We start from the raw sequence: 16,852 nt of genomic DNA, 5'->3' as shown, positions 1-16,852 counted from the left end.
ACTAACTTTATGCTGTAGCAATTTTGATTTCGCCTGTACGCTTGGTATGCTTGAGCTGCACTAAGGATAAATAAGTAACATACGGAAAGTCACCATATGGACAATAAACGGATACATTCATTCCCCCACTTAGCCAACATTAACCGGCGCAATATTCTCGCTAATCAATACACAACCGTTCCCTGCCTCGCAGTACTGTGTGTGGTAATGACTGGGTGCGAAGACCTTGGCCAACAAATAGACGCGCTTACTGGCGAGCAAGACAAACAAGTGCAAGCACTGATTGAGCGCACTAAAGCCCAAATGGTGTTTGTCGAAGGCGGCAGCTTTATGATGGGCGATGGCGGTGGTCCAAATAACTTACCTTGGACCATAGCCCGCGATAATAAACCCGCTCATAAGGTGACCCTTACCAGCTATTCGATGGGCGCTTATGAGGTAAGCTATGGCGATTTTGATTTATATACCGCGGTAAACGACCTACCAAGAACCATGTGGACAAAATGGGATAAAGACGAAATTTGGCGTGCACCTGAATTCTCTGCGGGGGTGAACTGGTATGATGCCAAGAACTATTGCTTATGGCTGGCAAAACTCACACAACTCCCAATTGATTTACCAACCGAAGCACAGTGGGAATTTGCAGCACGAAACCGTGGTGAAAACATTTTGTTTGCCACCAATACTGGTATGCTTGAACTCGGTGTAAATTACTCTCTCGCCGAAGAGCCTGAACCGCATATTAGTGGCACCTATCCACCTAACCCATTGGGGTTTTATGACTTAAGCGGCAATATGATTGAATGGGTCAATGACTGGTGGGCTGAGGATTACTATCAACACTCCCCAGAACAGGATCCTAAAGGGCCAAAAGAAGGCACAAAAAAGGTCATGCGTGGCGGGATGTTTTTAGAGTCTCCCCGTGGCAGTAATGTATATACACGGCAAGAATCTGAGAAACTAAAAAAGGCATACAGGGCAACTGGATTTCGCTGCGTGCTCAATCAGTCTATGCCTTTAAATGAGCAACCAAAGTAGCTAACTTTGGTTGCTCATACGCTGTTATGCCAGTGCTACAAATGGACTGATATTAAGCATCGCGACAGCAACCGAACCGGAGCGAGCTCGGCTTGGTAGTTTGCGTCGCCATGCATCAAACTCTCGCTGCTGAGCACCTTCTAAAATACTATTAAGCTGAGATAAGCCCTCTTCTTGGCTACACTTAGTTCCTCCTTTACCCATATGCTGCAACACCTCGTCTAATTCCTCTGTGCAAAGTATATGCTTGAGTATGATAATAATCGTATTTTCACGCTGCTCATTTAAGCCCTGCCAGCTGTAGGTATCTGAGTCGATAAGGCTAGCGAGGTTAGGGTTCGCTAATAAGTTTAGAAATGCCCCCTTGGACTCAGGTACCGTAAACTTCAACATTTCGGGTGCTTGTTCAACTCTTTGCATGATAGCCTTGGCTTGTTCATGAATTATTACTTTAGTTCGCCACCATTCATCTATGTCTTTAGCAGTTCCACCAACAAACTCAGTAATATCTTTACCTGTTGCTATATGCATGGCTACTGCTTTATAAAGCACGTTAAATGCCAATGGCTGTATAAACTCGAGATAATCATAATCATTATTTTTAAGCTGGTGATAAACAAATTGGGCAAGCGTGACGATTTCATCGACACCTATCTCACAGACTAACTCTCCGCCAGCACCTACGCCCCAGATAAGTCCCAATTTCGCGCGAAGTATAAACCTTCCGTCTTCATAACCAATAAAACACCCGGCATGTGCACCGGCGCCAAATGCGCCTTCTGCCTTTCCACCTAATTTAGCTAAATCACAAAAGCTAGATTTACCGGATTTTTCTGGGTTATCCCATTGCAAAGCACCTGTTAACTCACAGCCTGCGGATACCCCAGCAAATGCACTGAGCTCGCCTTTTACAGGTTCAAACTTGCGATCGGCGCGGCTAAGTGCTTTTACTTGTTCAGGGGTTAATCCCTCAAGCATCATTTTACCTTGCTTTACTGTACAGCCTACATTTGCCGCCGCTTGTAATTTTGCTCCTGCATAGCCAAAAAGGGCAATGGTCGCATTTAATCGGATCGCGCCTAAGTTTATCTCACGCTCTTTGGTCGTATTTTTAAGTGGCATCATAAACTTAAATTCATACCCATTTTTATTAGGGTAGTAACCACTCATTGCAGCTTTTGCTTCACCAACTGCAAAATCGACTTTGCCATCAGCTTGAAATGAAAAGACACCATCCTTTGGGCTAAAGTTTGCCGCAATGCCCGCACCATGGGTGTAGCGCATTAATCGTGCCTCTGCACTGGCATCAAAATAGTCGCTTTTTTCAAACCTTTTTATATTTAGATCTTTATTAAGCTCCCTAGCCCATTCGCCCCATATGGTTGTATACGTGTCGACAAGCTTCTTATCATACTTAAAATTGACCTTTAGCTTGCTCAAATCATTTTTAAGCGCTTTGTTCAGTTTGTTACGGTCTAAGTTGCCATTCGCATCGCTAAAACGACGACCGTTTCGAATGTCCGTATCAATTTTATAGCGTCTAAAGTGGTTGGCCATTTTATCACTACGCACATAGGTATACTTTCGGCCTTTAAAGCCAATGACTTCGGTAATTTTATTAGCAGTAGGGCCTGAAACAAGTGGTTTTAGGGTCTCGTTTAACGCCTTTTTTGCGTCAATTACTTTATCATCTTGTTTCGAGAGGTCTTGTTGTCCAGCCAGCGCTTGCTTTAGCTGCTCCATGGGAGGGTTAAGTACTTCCATTTCTTGCTCTAAAATATCGGCAAGTGACTGGGTGACTGCTATAAAGTTGTTATCTTCTGGAATATATATAAAATCAATAATTTCCAGTTGGTCTTGGGACTCTTCAACTGAAAAACTCACGGAGTGCGTCGCACCTCCGGCTTCAGCGGTTAATGTGTATTCCCCCGCCACAAGCGGTAGCGCCAACTCCCAATCATAACCTCTGTCTGGTATGTAGTTGCCATTCACTTGCTCCAATATGGCTGATTTTGAACCTGACGTTGGCCCTTTCCAGATTAAGTTAACGCTGTTGCTGTTATAAAATTGTCCTTTAACTAATACGTCAAAGCCGGTATTCACCCTGACTTTATCACCCGCTTTGGGAGGGTTTTTTATAGTAAACTGAGGATGGTTGAAGCCATATATACGGCTTTCATTTGGTGTGCCAGTATACTGCTCGACAACACTCGCGGCCGTTTCTCCCGGCCCTAATACATGATTTGCAAAACGTCTTTTAGTGGCTTGGTTTTGCTCTAGTTTTACGATTTGCTTTGGATTAGGTTGACCAATAATGACAGATGGCGCAATAGTATCTATGGGTTGTGCTGTACTTTCTAGCTTAGTGGGTGTTTTTTTAATGCCAGCGTTACTCTTACCCATTGACGGTCGCGTTGTACCTGCTCCTTGGCTACTATTGAAGCCCACACCATCATTTTTTGAGTAATCGCTTGTAGCAGCATATTTAGCTGCAGCACCTAAATGTACTCCGTTTTGGCTTAACTCTCCCGCCCCACCCGAGAAGCCTTTACTGCCACCAGAACTGAACTGACCTTCCACTTTAGCCTCAAGCGCTGACTTTTTAATAAACGCAAAGATCTCCTTTATATTGCCTTGAGAAACCGTTTTGAGACGTTGTGCTTGGTTATTTGAAATAACAAGTAGTTGTCTATCGTCATGGTGATAAAGTCCACCATGCCAGTAACGAGCTTCTTTTGGGTCAATACGAATATAGTCAGTGTGATGGGGGTTAAGTGCTTTAAGAATGATGGTGGGCACTTTAGCCATCGGCAATCTGGTTGGTTGTGCCGAATTTTTTACGTCTGAATCTGACTGAAAAAGTGAATCATCGAATGTACCTTGCTGTGCGTCTTGCATAAGCGCAGGCCATTTGTCAAAAGGCTTCATGCCAATCCTTCCTTGTTTATTCCGGTTGTTCCTCATCAATGCAATTTGCTACTCATCAATGAGCGCGAGATAGTATTCGGGGTAGATTTTATACTGATGGAGTCAGTTATTCAATCAAGGAAAATTTTGCTATTTACCTGTTCTAAATGATGAGAAATTTTTAACGCTGTTAGCGCCTGATTAGCTCCCTCAAATTAAGGAAGTGTAAGACAAAATGGTATGACATATCATTGTCAAAAAGTCCCTGTAGAGTTTAATCTAGGTTACTCTAACACGCTCAAAAGTTAGTTGGTGCGGTAATATTTTCGCGTTGAACAGCGCTTTGACAACAACAGGGCCAACTTAACCAAAGGCGATTAAAGGAGTTAGCATGACCAGTTATGTATCAGAAATAAAGGCGCTAAATCGCGGGCTAAGTGTTAAGCCACCCATGACACATCCTGCTATTGATTCAAAAAAACACTACAAAAGCGAGTTAAAGTACTGGCAAACCCAACTATTACATGTGCAACAAGCCTATTTTCATCAAGGAAAGCGCGCTATTTTAGTGTTTGAAGGCTGGGATGCGGCTGGTAAAGGAGGCGCGATTCGCCGCATGACAGAAAAGCTCGATCCGCGCGGCGTTAAGGTCTACCCAATCGCAAAACCAACGCCTGAGGAACAAGGCCGGCATTACCTGTATCGGTTTCAAACAAAGTTACCTCCTCGGGGTACTATGACTATTTTTGACCGTTCATATTACGGCCGAGTGTTGGTAGAACGGGTTGAAGCATTTGCTAGTGAGCAAGAGTGGCGCCGCGCCTATCAAGAAATCAATGAATTTGAGCGTTTGCTGACAGATGATAATGTCCGCATTGTTAAGCTATTTTTACACATTAGCGAAGACGAACAGCTCAAACGCTTTACAGAGCGTTTAAATAATCCGTATAAGCGCTGGAAACTAACGGAAGAAGATATTCGCAACCGCCAAAAGCGACAAGATTATGAGCAAGCAATTGATGATATGTTTGCTAAAACCGATACAAATTTAGCGGATTGGCATTTGATCCTCGCGGAACATAAATGGTATGCCCGCGTACAAGTGATGAAAACCATTGTCGAAGCGTTAAGCAAGGGGGTTGATATTAGTCCCCCACCTATCGATAAAGCCGTTGTAAAACTGGCAAAATCTCAATTGGGTATTGTTCAAAGGGAGGACTAATCCATGAATCGTCACGACTATCTTGCATCTTACTTTAATGAGCGTGAAGGCATTCACATAAGCAATGAGTGCAGTAAATTCGACAAAATGAGACTCAGTCCATTTCGGTTCTTCCGTGGTAGTGCCGCGCTTATGTATAAGGACTTACTGGAGCAACAACTGCAGTTACCTGAAGCGGCCACCAGCCTGCCACTCACCTACGTAATGGGCGATTGTCATACGGGCAATTTTGGCTTTCATAGTGAAGAAGGCAGCCACGGCGACACCTTAATTTTTGAACCTAATGACTTCGATGATGCCTGTGTCGGACACGCAGTGTGGGACCTGTTTCGCTTTTTAGTGAGTTTACCGCTTACCCAACTAGAAGGTGGGCGTATTCAAGAGCAAGCTCAGGATATTAAAGACAGAAGTAAACCTTTGGTAAGTAAAGAGCTGGTTGCCCAAGCACAATTGGACTTTTTACACAGCTACCTAAAAGCCTGTCAGTTGTCGCTGGAACATAAGGTCGATAGCAACACAGGCTTAACCGAATTTGATAATAATCATATACTGCATAAACGATGGCAAAAAGGGTTACAAAGAATGGCGGGTGGTGCCGCGTTTACGATAAAAAGCACGCTCGCAAAGGAAATCGACCTTAGCATTAAGCCGCTACATTTTCGCGAAGATAAACTGAAGTTTAAGCAACTTGACCCCGATTTAAAAGAAAACCTTATTCATCACTTTGCGCCCTATGTTGATGACGAAATTTTAGATTGTGTTGAGCGTATCGACCAAGGCACAGGCTCATTGCATCTTAGCAGATATTATTTGTTGGTTGGCCCAAACGTACAAAAGCCCACTAAAGATATTTTGCCGCTATGCCACATTGTGGAGGTAAAACAACAGCAACTCGCTTCGCCTCTCGCTTACTTTGCAAATTTAAGCCCAGTGAATCGTTTAGATCCCGCACACTTAACCGTCAACAGTCAAAGAAAAATGCAGCGCCGTACCGATCTCATTTTAGATAATGCACTGTGGCAAGGCAGTCACTGGCTGGTACGCTCGCGCCATCATGCTCGCGTTGGTATAGACCCAGAAGACATCACCATTGGTAAGCGTGCAGCGACTAAGTCGGGCTTTAGCCAATATGCAGAAGCTTGCGGTGAAGCCCTTGCCCTTTCACATATGCGAGCAGATAGACGATCCTTACAATTTCAAGAGGATGCCGTAGCCATTTTGCCTAGTCTCATCGATGAATTGGTCAAATCGGCCAGTCATTACAGCGAGCAAGTCGTAGCCGATTGGCGTTGGTTTTGCAAGCAATCCCAGAGCTAAGCAGTTGCGCACTCAACTTGCTTTTGCTTTGGAATGTCTACAATTAGGCCATCCTCTGCAATGATGAGTGCATTGCTAAAGTGCAACTTGGCCTCTTCAATAAGAGGCTGCAGCATGCCCTCACCATGATAACGCACGCTAAAGTGAGTGAGCACGAGCATGGGTACTTGATGTAGTTGTGCAAATTGAGCGATGCGCTTGGCATCGCTATGCCCTGTATGAAAGCCCACTTTATGAAGATCTGCAGCGGTAAAGGTAGCTTCATGAACAAGCAAATCGACCCCTATTATCATCTGCGATAGCAAGCCGGGCTTTTCGTTATCACCACAAATTATTGCAACTCGAGGTTGCCAACTATAAAAACTGTAGTCATCTGAGATTAAAAGTCGGCCTTGGTATTCTACGTCTTGGCCCTTTTGCAACAGGTTGTAGTGGCCGCCAGACGCAATGCCACCTTGCTGAAGTTTGTCTATTTTTAACTTGCGAGGAATGCACTTTTCCGTGAGCTTATAGCCAGCACTGGGCACTCTGTGTTGTAGCGCTATGGTTTCGATATCGCAACTTTCAAGCGGTAGTTTATCGTTTATTTCTTCAAGGGCGATGGTGATTAAGTCAAAACTTAGTCTCACCTCTGTCAGTGTAAAACAGCTTTGCACAAACTGAATAACGGCCCTCGGCGCAATTAATTTTAGCGGCGCTTTGCGAGAGTTTAAAGCCATGGATGAAATGAGTCCGGGTAATCCATAGCAATGATCCCCATGAAGATGGGTAATACAAATTGCTTCGAGATGATATAGGGTTAACTCACTGTGCAGCAGCGCATGCTGGGTCGCTTCGGCGCAGTCAATTAGTACCCAGGCTTTGGTATTTTCAAAGCTTACTGCCGCTGCCGACATATTACGTTGTTTAGATGGGCTACCTGAAGAAGTGCCAAGAAAATGTACTTTCACGCCAAAACCGTTTACTTTTTAAGTGGGTATTCCATTGTAACGAATAAATAACGTATTAGCGAAGCGCGCGTGCTCGCCTTGCAACGTAATCTCTAAGGAGAAGATGATGAATTTGATACCTTCGGACAGCATGATCTTAGTGATCGATATTCAAGAAAAATTTCGTCCTCATATTGAGGTATTTGGCGATATCGAGCGCCAAGTAACCACCCTACTACAAGCTGCAGAACATTTGACTGTTCCCGCACTGATTTTTGAGCAATATCCCAAAGGGCTTGGCCATACAGCACCGAGTTTACTTGAATTTAATCTCCCGGTTATCGAAAAAACCGCGTTTAGTGCCTACCACGTTGAATCATGCAAACAAGCTATTCAAGAATATAAACGCGACACCATCGTCGTGGTTGGCCTCGAAAGTCATATCTGTGTACAACAAACCGTCAATGACCTGCTGGCGGACAATTTCAACGTTGTAATAGTTGCCGATGGTATTTGCTCACGCAATCCAAAACACACAGATTGGGCGCTAATGCAGATGCAAGCAGATGGCGCACGCTTTTTGGCTTTAGAGTCTATTTTATTTCAGTGGCTAAAATCGGCCAAGAATGAGCAATTTAAGGCAATTTCAGCGTTAGTTAAGTGATCGGCTATCACAGTGAAAGCGTATTCCAAGTATCGAGGTGAACAATGAAAAATGAATTAGATAGCAAGTTCTTGTTAACGGTGTTCGAGCATATTCAAAATCACGGTGAAGTAACCGAAGAAGGTAAACGCTATGAGGGCATAGTGGCCTATTCAGATCCAGATGGTTACACCATATACCTGCAAGGCAGTGGCGTGTTACTGCGCTCTGGGTTTCATAATACTTATCACTTGGATTATGAACAAGATAAGCACAAAGACGATTTCATTAAGAAGCTAGATTACATTTTTAAAGAGGCGAATGAGTAGCTTATATCCAAATACCAACCGAGGACGTCGCGTTAGACGTCCCCACCCTGAAAGCAAACAAACCCGCGCATATGTAAGTAAGGTCGTCGAAGCGCTCAGGGAAAATCCAAATAAACTCAAGATAATCAAACAGAACTGCGATGAATTTCGCCAGCAACGCTATTTAAAACGTGGCTTTTTGCTCGCCATCGAACGCTTTGATTGGGTGTTTGCAGTGGACGATGACGTAGAGCGAATATGCCAGCAGCTCCTCGCCGACGACTACATCGGCAAACGCCTACGCCGTTACCCTTTATTGTTTAAGGGGGTGTTAGATGATTAATCTCGTTTGGCTCAAACGTGACTTAAGAGTGTTCGACCATAGACCACTTTACGAAGCGTGTAATAATGGCAGACCAACCCTAATATTGTATGTTGTTGAGCCCGAATATTGGCAACTCCCCGATACCAGCGAAAGACAATTTCAATTTGTAAAAGAGTCGCTGCTAAGCCTTGCTGAGCAGCTGCAGCTTTTAGGTGGCACGCTGACGATTCGCCAGGGCGATATCATTGAAATATTAGAAAAGATCCATCAACACATCGCGATAGCTACCCTTTATTGCCATCAAGAAACGGGGAATACATGGACATTTGAGCGCGATTTGCGTGTTATTGCCTGGTGCAAAGAAAGACACGTAACGTATGAAGAATATCGCCAACAAGCCGTATTCAGGGGAAAAGTGAATCGTGATAAGTGGCAACAGCAAGCCGAAGACTGGCTGCAAAGCGACTGTCTACCAACCCCTTCAAAAATTAATCCTCTGCTGCAACAGCATAGTGGTATTGCACTCTTAAATGATTACCTTGGGAATGACAGCAACTCAGCGCCAAAGCCACAATTAGGTGGACTCAAAGCCGCACAGCAAACCTTGAATAGCTTTTTTAATCATAGGATAGACAACTATTTATTTGGTATCTCAAGCCCGGTAAAAGCTGTGAACAGTAGCTCCAGACTCAGTCCGTATTTGGCCTATGGCGTGCTAAGCCTCAGGGATGTTTTACAACAAACCCTTGCTTTAAATGTTGACTCAAAACGCAATAAGAGCAGTTTTTTATCACGGCTTTACTGGCATAGCCACTTTGTGCAAAAGCTCGAATCAGAACCGCTTTATGCTGAGCGTGCAGTGCATGCATCCCTAATTGCTATGCGTGCGAGTGAATTTAGTCACCAACGTCATGAACTTTGGGCTCACGGTAACACGGGAGTCCCCTTTATTGATGCCTGTATGCGAATGCTGATCACCACAGGCTGGATAAACTTTCGCATGCGCGCCATGTTGATGGCGTTTTCAAGCTATCATCTGTGGCTTGATTGGCAACAACCAGCAGCAAGACTTGCCACTCTATTTATCGATTATGAACCTGGGATCCACTATCCTCAGGTACAAATGCAGTCAGGCACTACTGGGATAAATCCGTTTCGCATCTATAACCCCATAACGCAGGGGCAAAAATATGATCCAGAAGGTCACTTTATTCGCCGCTACATTCCTGAGCTCAATCACGTTCCAACGCATTACTTGCATACGCCTTGGCTTTATACTGGCTTAAAAGAAGACCAATATCAGCGCCCTGCCATATTACCCGATGACGCAGCAAAAATTGCCCGTGAAAAAATCTCTGCATTTTATAAACAACATCTAGATAAAGATGAAACAGGTAGAGTGCTTCACACTCACGCTTCAAGGCGTCGCTCAAGTCGTGGGCGCAAAAAACAAGCAAGTTCTGATAAAAATCAGTTAAAACTATTCTAACTGATTTGTTTTTGCACAATGTTCCGCCTTTCAACCCAGAAAGAGGACAAATAGCCGCTTAAGCATGACCTCATGTAAAAAAAATGCTAAGGTTGCGCCATTTTTTGGAACTGAGAATTTAGCTATGTCAAATGCTGTAGAGACGCAAGCTGATAGTCAGGACCAACAGGGGCAAAAAGGGGGATTATTTAATCGCTTCTTGGCAACTGTTGAGTTCTTAGGGAATATGCTTCCCCACCCTATTACTTTGTTTGCAATGTTTTGTATCGCCATCGTGTTATTTAGTGGTATTGCCGATTGGATGGGGCTATCTGCCATCGATCCTCGCCCAGAAGGCTCCGCAGGCCGCGACCCCGATGGTGTCATTGAAGTAGTAAGCTTAATGAGTGCAGAGGGTTTGCAACGCATTGTGACAGGTCTTGTAACTAACTTTACTGGTTTTGCACCACTTGGCACTGTACTTGTTGCATTACTAGGGGTTAGTGTTGCAGAACACTCTGGCATGCTATCAGCTGCAATGCGCGGCATGGTAATGGGGGCTTCAAAACGCCTTGTTACCTTTATGATTGTATTTGCTGCTATCTTGTCTAATACCGCATCAGAACTTGGCTACGTTGTACTTATTCCGCTTGCCGCAATGATTTTCCATAGCCTTGGTAGACACCCACTTGCCGGCTTAGCCGCTGCATTTGCTGGCGTATCTGGTGGCTACAGCGCAAACCTGTTACTTGGCACCATAGATCCGCTATTAGCGGGGATTACGACGCCAGCTGCGCAGATGATTGACCCAACTTACCAAGTAGGACCTGAAGCGAACTGGTACTTTATGATGATTTCAGTATTCCTAATAGCCATCGTGGGAACCTTAGTCACTGAGAAAATCGTAGAGCCACGTTTAGGGAAATACGACCCTAAAGAAGCCAGCGTTGATTTAAGTGAAAACAATATCGAGAAACTTTCTGCAAAAGAAAAATCAGGCCTCAAATGGGCGGGCGTATCACTACTCGTAGTAAGCATTCTACTTGCCTTAACCATAGTGCCTGAAGATGGCATTTTACGTCATCCGGTAACAGGCGAAGTAGCAGGCTCACCATTTTTAAAAGGGATCGTGGTATTTATCTTTGTAACCTTTGCAATTCCGGGCTTTGTGTATGGCCGTGTGGTTGGCACCATGAAAAATGACCGCGATATTATTGATGCAATGAGTAAAAGCATGAGCTCTATGGGCATGTATATCGTGTTGGTATTCTTTGCTGCTCAGTTTGTTGCATTCTTTAAATGGACAAACCTAGGTACTATCCTTGCGATAAATGGTGCAGCACTGTTACAGGCGCTAAACCTAACTGGCCCTGAAGTATTCGTACTGTTTATATTCATGTGTGCACTCGTGAACCTAAGCCTTGGTTCATCATCAGCTCAATGGGCTGTCACTGCACCGATATTTGTTCCAATGCTAATGCTTATCGGCTATGCGCCAGAAACCATTCAAGCAGCGTACCGTATTGGTGATTCAGTTACTAACCTTATCACCCCGATGATGAGTTACTTTGGTTTGATATTAGCGGTTGCGACGAAATACAAAAAAGACATGGGTATAGGTACACTAGTGGCCACAATGTTGCCGTACAGCATGTTCTTCTTTATCGGCTGGGTAGCACTATTCTACGTGTGGGTATTTGGCTTTGGTCTACCAGTTGGACCTAACTCTCCTATCTACTACAATCCGTAGCTAATATTTTAAAATTATCTAAATGCCAGCATTTGCTGGCATTTTTATTTGTGAAAACCTCAACCCTCACCTAAGGTTGAATAGGAGACAGCGAAGAAGGAGCCGATTTTGGATACCAATAACCTTGCAATTATTACATTGGTATTAAACTAACTTCACGTGATCACTGTTATTTTATGCCCTGTTCCTGAGTGATACACGTGAGCTAACATTAGGTGAATTATGTATACACTCTTTTACTATCCACAAAGTGCGAGCCTTGCGCCTCATATTTTATTAGAACTCATTGGTGAGCCTTATCAACTTGAACTGGTGGATATCAAAAAAAACGCCAACCGTAGTACACAATACTTAACACTAAGCCCAGCCGGACAAGTACCTACCCTCGTTGATGATGACTTTACCTTATTTGAAAGCGCTGCAATCTCTCAGTACCTTGCTGAAAAGCACATCGACAAGCAACTTATCCCAACTGAGCTAAAACTAAAATCACAGTGCCTGCAATGGATGCATTTTATGAGCGCTTCTATTCACAGCGACTTATTGATGTATACCTACCCAGAACGACACACACAAAGTGCTTTGATGTATGACGACCTTATTCGCTCGCAGCAAGGTCGACTAGAAGAAGGGTTTGGTATTATTGATACCTTACTTGCAGACAATCATTACCTGTTTGCAAATCAATTTACGCTGTGCGACAGCTATTTATTTATGCTTTGTGAGCGTGCGAAGACATTTTTAGAAAAAACGCCTTCGCTTAAGAATTTACGCCGCTATTATCGTCAAATTTCGGCAACACCAGCTATTAGCAAAGCCTTAGAAATGGCTGAGTTCTAGCCTGAACGATTAACGTTAATAAGTACAATACCGGTCAGCACAGCGATCACGCCCACGACTTTTTGCAGGTTAATAGGCGTATAGGGTACACCAAAGAGACCAAGCTGACCGATCACCATAGCTACCACCATTTGACCACACAAGTAATAAGCCATTAGGTTACCTATACCCATTTTAGGAATTAAAAAATAACAGAGTCCCACCCCTGTTGCACTTAGCACCCCACCTAAACACCACAAGTACCAAGGCACCGCTTTTAGCTCTGAGGTTGCTGGCAGCACGTTATCAGATACCCGAAAGGCAATAAAGGCATAAAATGCGCTGACAGTAAACGCCACTCCTGCTGCTAATATCGGACTTTTTAATAAACCGCCAAGCTGTGCGTTCATGCTTGCCTGCACCGCGATTGCACCGCCTGCAAAAACAGCTAATATGGCAAAAATCATCGTCACACCTCAATATGCAGCAAGTCTCTCGATTTCCTTACTTTGCTTGTATTCGCGTTCACATCCGTACTGTCACGAATGCCAATTGGCGCAATTAATACCGTGCGTAAGTTTAAGGATGAAAGACCCAATACGTCATCGTAGGCAACCTTATCGATACCGGTCATTGGGCAAACATCAATTTCCATACTGGCGGCTACCAGCAGTAATGTACCGAGGGCCAAGTGAGCCTGCTCAGAACACCAGCTATATTGAGACACACAGTCCATGGTGTGTAGCGCGTCTTTCATACCCGATTCCATCTGTGCATAGATAAGCTCATCAAGATTTCGATTCGCCTTAAAGTCTTGAATGTAGCGCTCTACTTGACTATCAATAGGTGACATATCCGCAGCAAAAACTAATAGATGACTATTATCAAGCACTTTTTGTTGTCCATACGAATGCGGTAGTAATGCTTTTTTTATCGATTGCTTGGATATTTGAATAATCTTATAAGGCTGTAAGCCAAATGCTGAAGCACTCAACCCCGTTAGTTCGATTAACTTATCGACTTTGTCTTGCGCAATGGTTTGCTCAGAAAATTTGCGGACGGCGTAACGCCAATTCAATAACGATTCTAGTTGTGATGTATTCATAAGTTGCTCTCCATTATGTGTAAGGCAACTTTAACAAGGTGAAGAGCTTGACTCATTTACCTATGTAAACGAGCCAGAATTTTTTAACGATTTTCTAATTCGGCTTAACTGTGTAGGAGTGATCCCAAGGTGTGACGCCAAATGGTATTGCGGTACACGCTCAGCAAGTTCTGGCTGCTCTTTTAAAAATGCAAGATAGCGCTCCGTGGCATCTAACTGCACCATATAAAGCTCTCGCTTATCCTTTTCTAACAACCAGTTCTTTTCAAGATACAGTATTTGAAATCGCATTAATTCCGGATTATCCATCAGCAGTGCTCTAAATTTCTTAAAATTAATTAGCACAACCTCAGTCGGTTCTAAGGCTTGGATCCCCTGATTAGCGGGTTCTGCACGGTGCAAAGCGTGCATTACACCAGGAAATTCCCCCGCCACAAAAAAACGCTTATTGTATTCCTGCCCAGCAGCATTGGTGTTAACTAATCTAACTAACCCTTGATGTAAAAATGCAAAAGTAGTCAGATATTCTCCTTCTTTGTAAAGCCACTCATCTTTCGCGAGTAATTTGATGTTGGTGATCGCAGCAATAGCGGACCAGGTTTCTTGAGAAAGCGGGTAATAGGCGTCTACCGCTTGTTTTAATCTTGTTAGTGCATCCATGAGTTCTAGCTTTATGATATTATTCGGATTAACTATTCCTATTTGCAGTGTCTATGTCAATCTCTAGCCATTACCAAGCACAAATTGAATGTGGAAATCTTACTCCTGATGCAGCGCAGCGAGCTGCAATTTCAGCTTTAGATGCCCTTTCTCAATCACTCGCTTGTGGTCACTCGAATAAAGGCATCTATTTTTATGGCCCAGTTGGTCGTGGCAAGACGATGCTGATGGATTGGTTTTATGAATTCACTGACGTCACAGATAAAACCCGCCTACACTTTCATCACTTTATGCAACAGGTACATAAAGAACTCAATCAAATTCAAGGTGTGAGAGATCCTTTAAAGCGGATCGCCCAAAACTGGGCTGAGCAAACTTCTGTACTGTGCTTTGATGAATTTTTTGTCACTGATATCGGTGATGCCATCATTATGGCGAGATTGTTTGAAACGCTTTTTGAAGCTGGCGTGACCTTAGTTGCAACCTCTAATTGTCATCCAACCGAGTTATACAAAGATGGATTACATAGAGACCGCTTTGAGCCAACGATAGCACTGCTTATAAGTCACTGCGATGTCATATCTGTATGTGGTGAGACAGATCATCGATTTAGCAAAGGTACAACGGCAAACCACTACTTCGTCAACGATAAACAAGCGTTTTGGGACGCCTTTACTAATGCCGGTGGCATATTCAAACCGGGCGTCCTGGAGATTAATCATCGTCTAATTAACGTGCTTGGCGCAAATGAAAGCGTCGTATGTTTTGATTTTATGGAGATCTGCTCAAGCCCTCGCGCTACCAATGACTATATTGAGCTTGCACAGCAATTTAGCTGTATTTTTATCTCTGAGTTACCGCTACTCGGTGTTACTCCAGAGAATAAAGATGTAGCACAAGGAACTGAGGAAGGCTATATCCGCCCAAATAACTCAATGCAACCTAGGATTGGCGACGATGAGGCCAGACGACTGATTGCGCTTATCGATGAGTGTTACGAAGCCAAAGTACTGGTTGTTTTTTTGGCAGATGCGCCGATTGAGCAAATTTACCAAGGAGAACAACTGGCATTTGCTTTCGCTCGCTGCATTAGTCGAGTGACAGAAATGCAAAGTTGGCCTCTTAAACCTGAAGGCCTTTAGGTACATGTTATACCTAGCGCTACCCTACTGCATATAATCTGACAGTCGCATATGTGCTATGAGCCGACGGTGGTAACGCTTACAGAAGCGGCGAGTGTAAAGAATCCGCTGACTGCACTTGTTATACCAATTTACATATTGTAGTACTTTGTTCCAAAGCTCACAGATAGCGGAGCTCCATCATATAAACAACTTGCGGTAACTTTCATTCGCTTTTTGTGATCATAATATGTATGGAAATCAGTTCTTTTCCTGACGAGCTCTAGTTCGTGAATGCCGATACTTAAAGCTCCTAATAAAGCTTCACTGTTGAAGTCTTCACTTTGTGAATGTGGTTCTGTTTGGAGCAAATCTACTTCCACAAAACTCACAAAATTTCCTTCTCCCCATAACACCATTTTACAGAGTTCATTCTCAACAATTATATTTCGAGCTTCATTTGCTTGCACACCAACTATCTTTTCCACGTCGCTCAACACCATGCCAAGATACTGATAGGGCCGATGAAATGGAGCGGACATAATCGGTAGGCCTATCATGTTTGCAGAATCTAAAGATTGGCCTAAGTTTGATGCCGTCCGTGGAGCAACAACATTATTATTAAAGACTACTCCCATACTGGTAACTAGTCTTTTCAACTCATCATCGTATGAATCAATGTTCGAAAAATTACTGTACAGCTTTCCTACAAGAAAACTTGGCAAGTCAACATCTTCAAGAATTATTGGTAGAATTTTTATCTTTCCTGCGATCTGATAATTCATAGCCACATCAAGCTCACTTACGACCCAAGGGGCTTTAACTGAGTTACATGATAGGATTACAGCAAAATAGTCTACGTTATCAATTCCCTCTCTAATTTTTTGTACAAGGGAATCACCGATTTTCATTTCTGCTTCATCTAACCAAACTCTTATGCCATGGCTTTCTATATCAATGGCGAGACGCCTAACAAAATCCTTATCCTTATGGTTGTGACTGAGAAATACGCTCGTGCCCATATCCCCTCCTAATTGGTATAACATTTAGTATTTATGCGACACACAGTTTATGGTGCATATTCGCTTGTTGGACTGAACCTCTACCTGCTCGGTGTGTCAGAGTTGATGTTGCTTATGCTATGACTTAATTTAGAAAAAATAGACTTTTCAGAGGCTTTAGCGCTCATAGCTAGTTTGATCGGCTAATCTATTATTAATCAAGCTGCCTCTGCATTGCT

16 protein-coding genes are annotated in these 16,852 nt (G+C 43.5%); 10 read left to right on the top strand and 6 right to left on the bottom strand.

The window, feature by feature from the left end; translation table 11 throughout:
- Nucleotides 1-96: 96 nt before the first annotated feature.
- Nucleotides 97-1,038, top strand: a complete 942-nt coding sequence (locus EXT47_RS19945; RefSeq protein WP_130127399.1) for an SUMF1/EgtB/PvdO family nonheme iron enzyme — start codon at nucleotides 97-99, stop codon at nucleotides 1,036-1,038.
- Between the two features lie 24 nt (nucleotides 1,039-1,062).
- Here the strand turns inward: EXT47_RS19945 and EXT47_RS19940 are convergent, their stop codons facing one another.
- The gene (locus tag EXT47_RS19940; protein WP_130127398.1) at nucleotides 1,063-3,966 is read right to left on the bottom strand and encodes a hypothetical protein; all 2,904 of its coding nucleotides are present in this window, start codon (nucleotides 3,964-3,966) and stop codon (nucleotides 1,063-1,065) included.
- A gap of 370 nt (nucleotides 3,967-4,336) precedes the next feature.
- Here EXT47_RS19940 and EXT47_RS19935 point away from each other — a divergent pair, with 370 nt between their 5' ends.
- Both EXT47_RS19935 and EXT47_RS19930 read left to right on the top strand, forming a co-directional pair.
- Nucleotides 4,337-5,167 carry a polyphosphate kinase 2 family protein gene (locus EXT47_RS19935; protein ID WP_045989312.1) on the top strand — a complete coding sequence of 277 codons (831 nt, stop codon included), beginning with the start codon at nucleotides 4,337-4,339 and terminating at the stop codon, nucleotides 5,165-5,167.
- Between the two features lie 3 nt (nucleotides 5,168-5,170).
- Nucleotides 5,171-6,484 (top strand): DUF2252 family protein, encoded by a 1,314-nt coding sequence (locus EXT47_RS19930; protein ID WP_130127397.1) that lies wholly within the window; start codon nucleotides 5,171-5,173, stop codon nucleotides 6,482-6,484.
- Here EXT47_RS19930 and EXT47_RS19925 read toward each other — a convergent pair.
- Complete coding sequence (locus EXT47_RS19925) at nucleotides 6,481-7,434, bottom strand: ribonuclease Z (RefSeq protein WP_193522269.1); 954 nt, start codon at nucleotides 7,432-7,434, stop codon at nucleotides 6,481-6,483. The genes EXT47_RS19930 and EXT47_RS19925 overlap by 4 nt on opposite strands.
- 103 nt (nucleotides 7,435-7,537) lie before the next feature.
- On the opposite strand from EXT47_RS19925, the gene EXT47_RS19920 reads away from it, so the two are divergent.
- The 6 genes from EXT47_RS19920 to EXT47_RS19895 all read left to right on the top strand — a co-directional run bounded on the left by EXT47_RS19920 (nucleotide 7,538) and on the right by EXT47_RS19895 (nucleotide 12,747).
- Nucleotides 7,538-8,077, top strand: a complete 540-nt coding sequence (locus EXT47_RS19920; protein WP_226899315.1) for an isochorismatase family protein — start codon at nucleotides 7,538-7,540, stop codon at nucleotides 8,075-8,077.
- 44 nt (nucleotides 8,078-8,121) lie between these two features.
- On the top strand, nucleotides 8,122-8,385 hold the full coding sequence (locus tag EXT47_RS19915; protein ID WP_039495123.1) for a DUF3081 domain-containing protein: 264 nt from the start codon (nucleotides 8,122-8,124) through the stop codon (nucleotides 8,383-8,385).
- Nucleotides 8,378-8,707, top strand: a complete 330-nt coding sequence (locus EXT47_RS19910; protein WP_039495121.1) for a hypothetical protein — start codon at nucleotides 8,378-8,380, stop codon at nucleotides 8,705-8,707. The genes EXT47_RS19915 and EXT47_RS19910 overlap by 8 nt, the downstream gene beginning before the upstream one ends.
- On the top strand, nucleotides 8,700-10,178 hold the full coding sequence (locus tag EXT47_RS19905; RefSeq protein ID WP_039495120.1) for a deoxyribodipyrimidine photo-lyase: 1,479 nt from the start codon (nucleotides 8,700-8,702) through the stop codon (nucleotides 10,176-10,178). The genes EXT47_RS19910 and EXT47_RS19905 overlap by 8 nt, the downstream gene beginning before the upstream one ends.
- A gap of 124 nt (nucleotides 10,179-10,302) precedes the next feature.
- A complete protein-coding gene (locus EXT47_RS19900; RefSeq protein ID WP_175401246.1) occupies nucleotides 10,303-11,907 on the top strand; it encodes an AbgT family transporter in 1,605 nt (534 codons plus the stop codon).
- 222 nt (nucleotides 11,908-12,129) lie between these two features.
- Nucleotides 12,130-12,747 (top strand): glutathione S-transferase family protein, encoded by a 618-nt coding sequence (locus EXT47_RS19895; protein ID WP_130127396.1) that lies wholly within the window; start codon nucleotides 12,130-12,132, stop codon nucleotides 12,745-12,747.
- Here the strand turns inward: EXT47_RS19895 and EXT47_RS19890 are convergent.
- From EXT47_RS19890 to EXT47_RS19880, 3 genes are read right to left on the bottom strand one after another with little or no spacing between them, the layout of a single operon-like run.
- Nucleotides 12,744-13,193, bottom strand: a complete 450-nt coding sequence (locus EXT47_RS19890; protein ID WP_017216748.1) for a DMT family transporter — start codon at nucleotides 13,191-13,193, stop codon at nucleotides 12,744-12,746. The two genes, EXT47_RS19895 and EXT47_RS19890, sit on opposite strands and share 4 nt — an antisense overlap.
- Before the next feature lie 2 nt (nucleotides 13,194-13,195).
- A complete protein-coding gene (locus EXT47_RS19885) occupies nucleotides 13,196-13,831 on the bottom strand; it encodes a nitroreductase family protein (protein WP_039495115.1) in 636 nt (211 codons plus the stop codon).
- A gap of 60 nt (nucleotides 13,832-13,891) precedes the next feature.
- On the bottom strand, nucleotides 13,892-14,491 hold the full coding sequence (locus EXT47_RS19880) for a Crp/Fnr family transcriptional regulator (protein WP_039495113.1): 600 nt from the start codon (nucleotides 14,489-14,491) through the stop codon (nucleotides 13,892-13,894).
- 53 nt (nucleotides 14,492-14,544) lie between these two features.
- On the opposite strand from EXT47_RS19880, the gene zapE reads away from it, so the two are divergent.
- A complete protein-coding gene (gene zapE, locus EXT47_RS19875; protein WP_039495110.1) occupies nucleotides 14,545-15,633 on the top strand; it encodes a cell division protein ZapE in 1,089 nt (362 codons plus the stop codon).
- A gap of 131 nt (nucleotides 15,634-15,764) precedes the next feature.
- Here the strand turns inward: zapE and EXT47_RS19870 are convergent, their stop codons facing one another.
- Nucleotides 15,765-16,634: a toll/interleukin-1 receptor domain-containing protein gene (locus EXT47_RS19870; protein ID WP_039495108.1), complete on the bottom strand. Its 870-nt coding sequence runs from the start codon at nucleotides 16,632-16,634 to the stop codon at nucleotides 15,765-15,767.
- Nucleotides 16,635-16,852: the final 218 nt, after the last annotated feature.

Source organism: Pseudoalteromonas sp. CO342X, assembly GCF_004208915.1.
GTDB classification, from domain to species: domain Bacteria; phylum Pseudomonadota; class Gammaproteobacteria; order Enterobacterales; family Alteromonadaceae; genus Pseudoalteromonas; species Pseudoalteromonas maricaloris.
Note: the sequence above shows the minus strand (reverse complement) of the source record. Positions and strands in the feature narration are given on the sequence as shown.

Coding starts and splice junctions, on each gene's coding strand:
- EXT47_RS19945 (WP_130127399.1), top strand. CDS start 97: ATGGACAATAAACGGATACATTCATTCCCCCACTTAGCCAACATTAAC.
- EXT47_RS19940 (WP_130127398.1), bottom strand. CDS start 3,966: ATGAAGCCTTTTGACAAATGGCCTGCGCTTATGCAAGACGCACAGCAA.
- EXT47_RS19935 (WP_045989312.1), top strand. CDS start 4,337: ATGACCAGTTATGTATCAGAAATAAAGGCGCTAAATCGCGGGCTAAGT.
- EXT47_RS19930 (WP_130127397.1), top strand. CDS start 5,171: ATGAATCGTCACGACTATCTTGCATCTTACTTTAATGAGCGTGAAGGC.
- EXT47_RS19920 (WP_226899315.1), top strand. CDS start 7,538: ATGATGAATTTGATACCTTCGGACAGCATGATCTTAGTGATCGATATT.
- EXT47_RS19915 (WP_039495123.1), top strand. CDS start 8,122: ATGAAAAATGAATTAGATAGCAAGTTCTTGTTAACGGTGTTCGAGCAT.
- EXT47_RS19910 (WP_039495121.1), top strand. CDS start 8,378: ATGAGTAGCTTATATCCAAATACCAACCGAGGACGTCGCGTTAGACGT.
- EXT47_RS19905 (WP_039495120.1), top strand. CDS start 8,700: ATGATTAATCTCGTTTGGCTCAAACGTGACTTAAGAGTGTTCGACCAT.
- EXT47_RS19900 (WP_175401246.1), top strand. CDS start 10,303: ATGTCAAATGCTGTAGAGACGCAAGCTGATAGTCAGGACCAACAGGGG.
- EXT47_RS19895 (WP_130127396.1), top strand. CDS start 12,130: ATGTATACACTCTTTTACTATCCACAAAGTGCGAGCCTTGCGCCTCAT.
- EXT47_RS19890 (WP_017216748.1), bottom strand. CDS start 13,193: ATGATTTTTGCCATATTAGCTGTTTTTGCAGGCGGTGCAATCGCGGTG.
- EXT47_RS19885 (WP_039495115.1), bottom strand. CDS start 13,831: ATGAATACATCACAACTAGAATCGTTATTGAATTGGCGTTACGCCGTC.
- EXT47_RS19880 (WP_039495113.1), bottom strand. CDS start 14,491: ATGGATGCACTAACAAGATTAAAACAAGCGGTAGACGCCTATTACCCG.
- zapE (WP_039495110.1), top strand. CDS start 14,545: ATGTCAATCTCTAGCCATTACCAAGCACAAATTGAATGTGGAAATCTT.
- EXT47_RS19870 (WP_039495108.1), bottom strand. CDS start 16,634: ATGGGCACGAGCGTATTTCTCAGTCACAACCATAAGGATAAGGATTTT.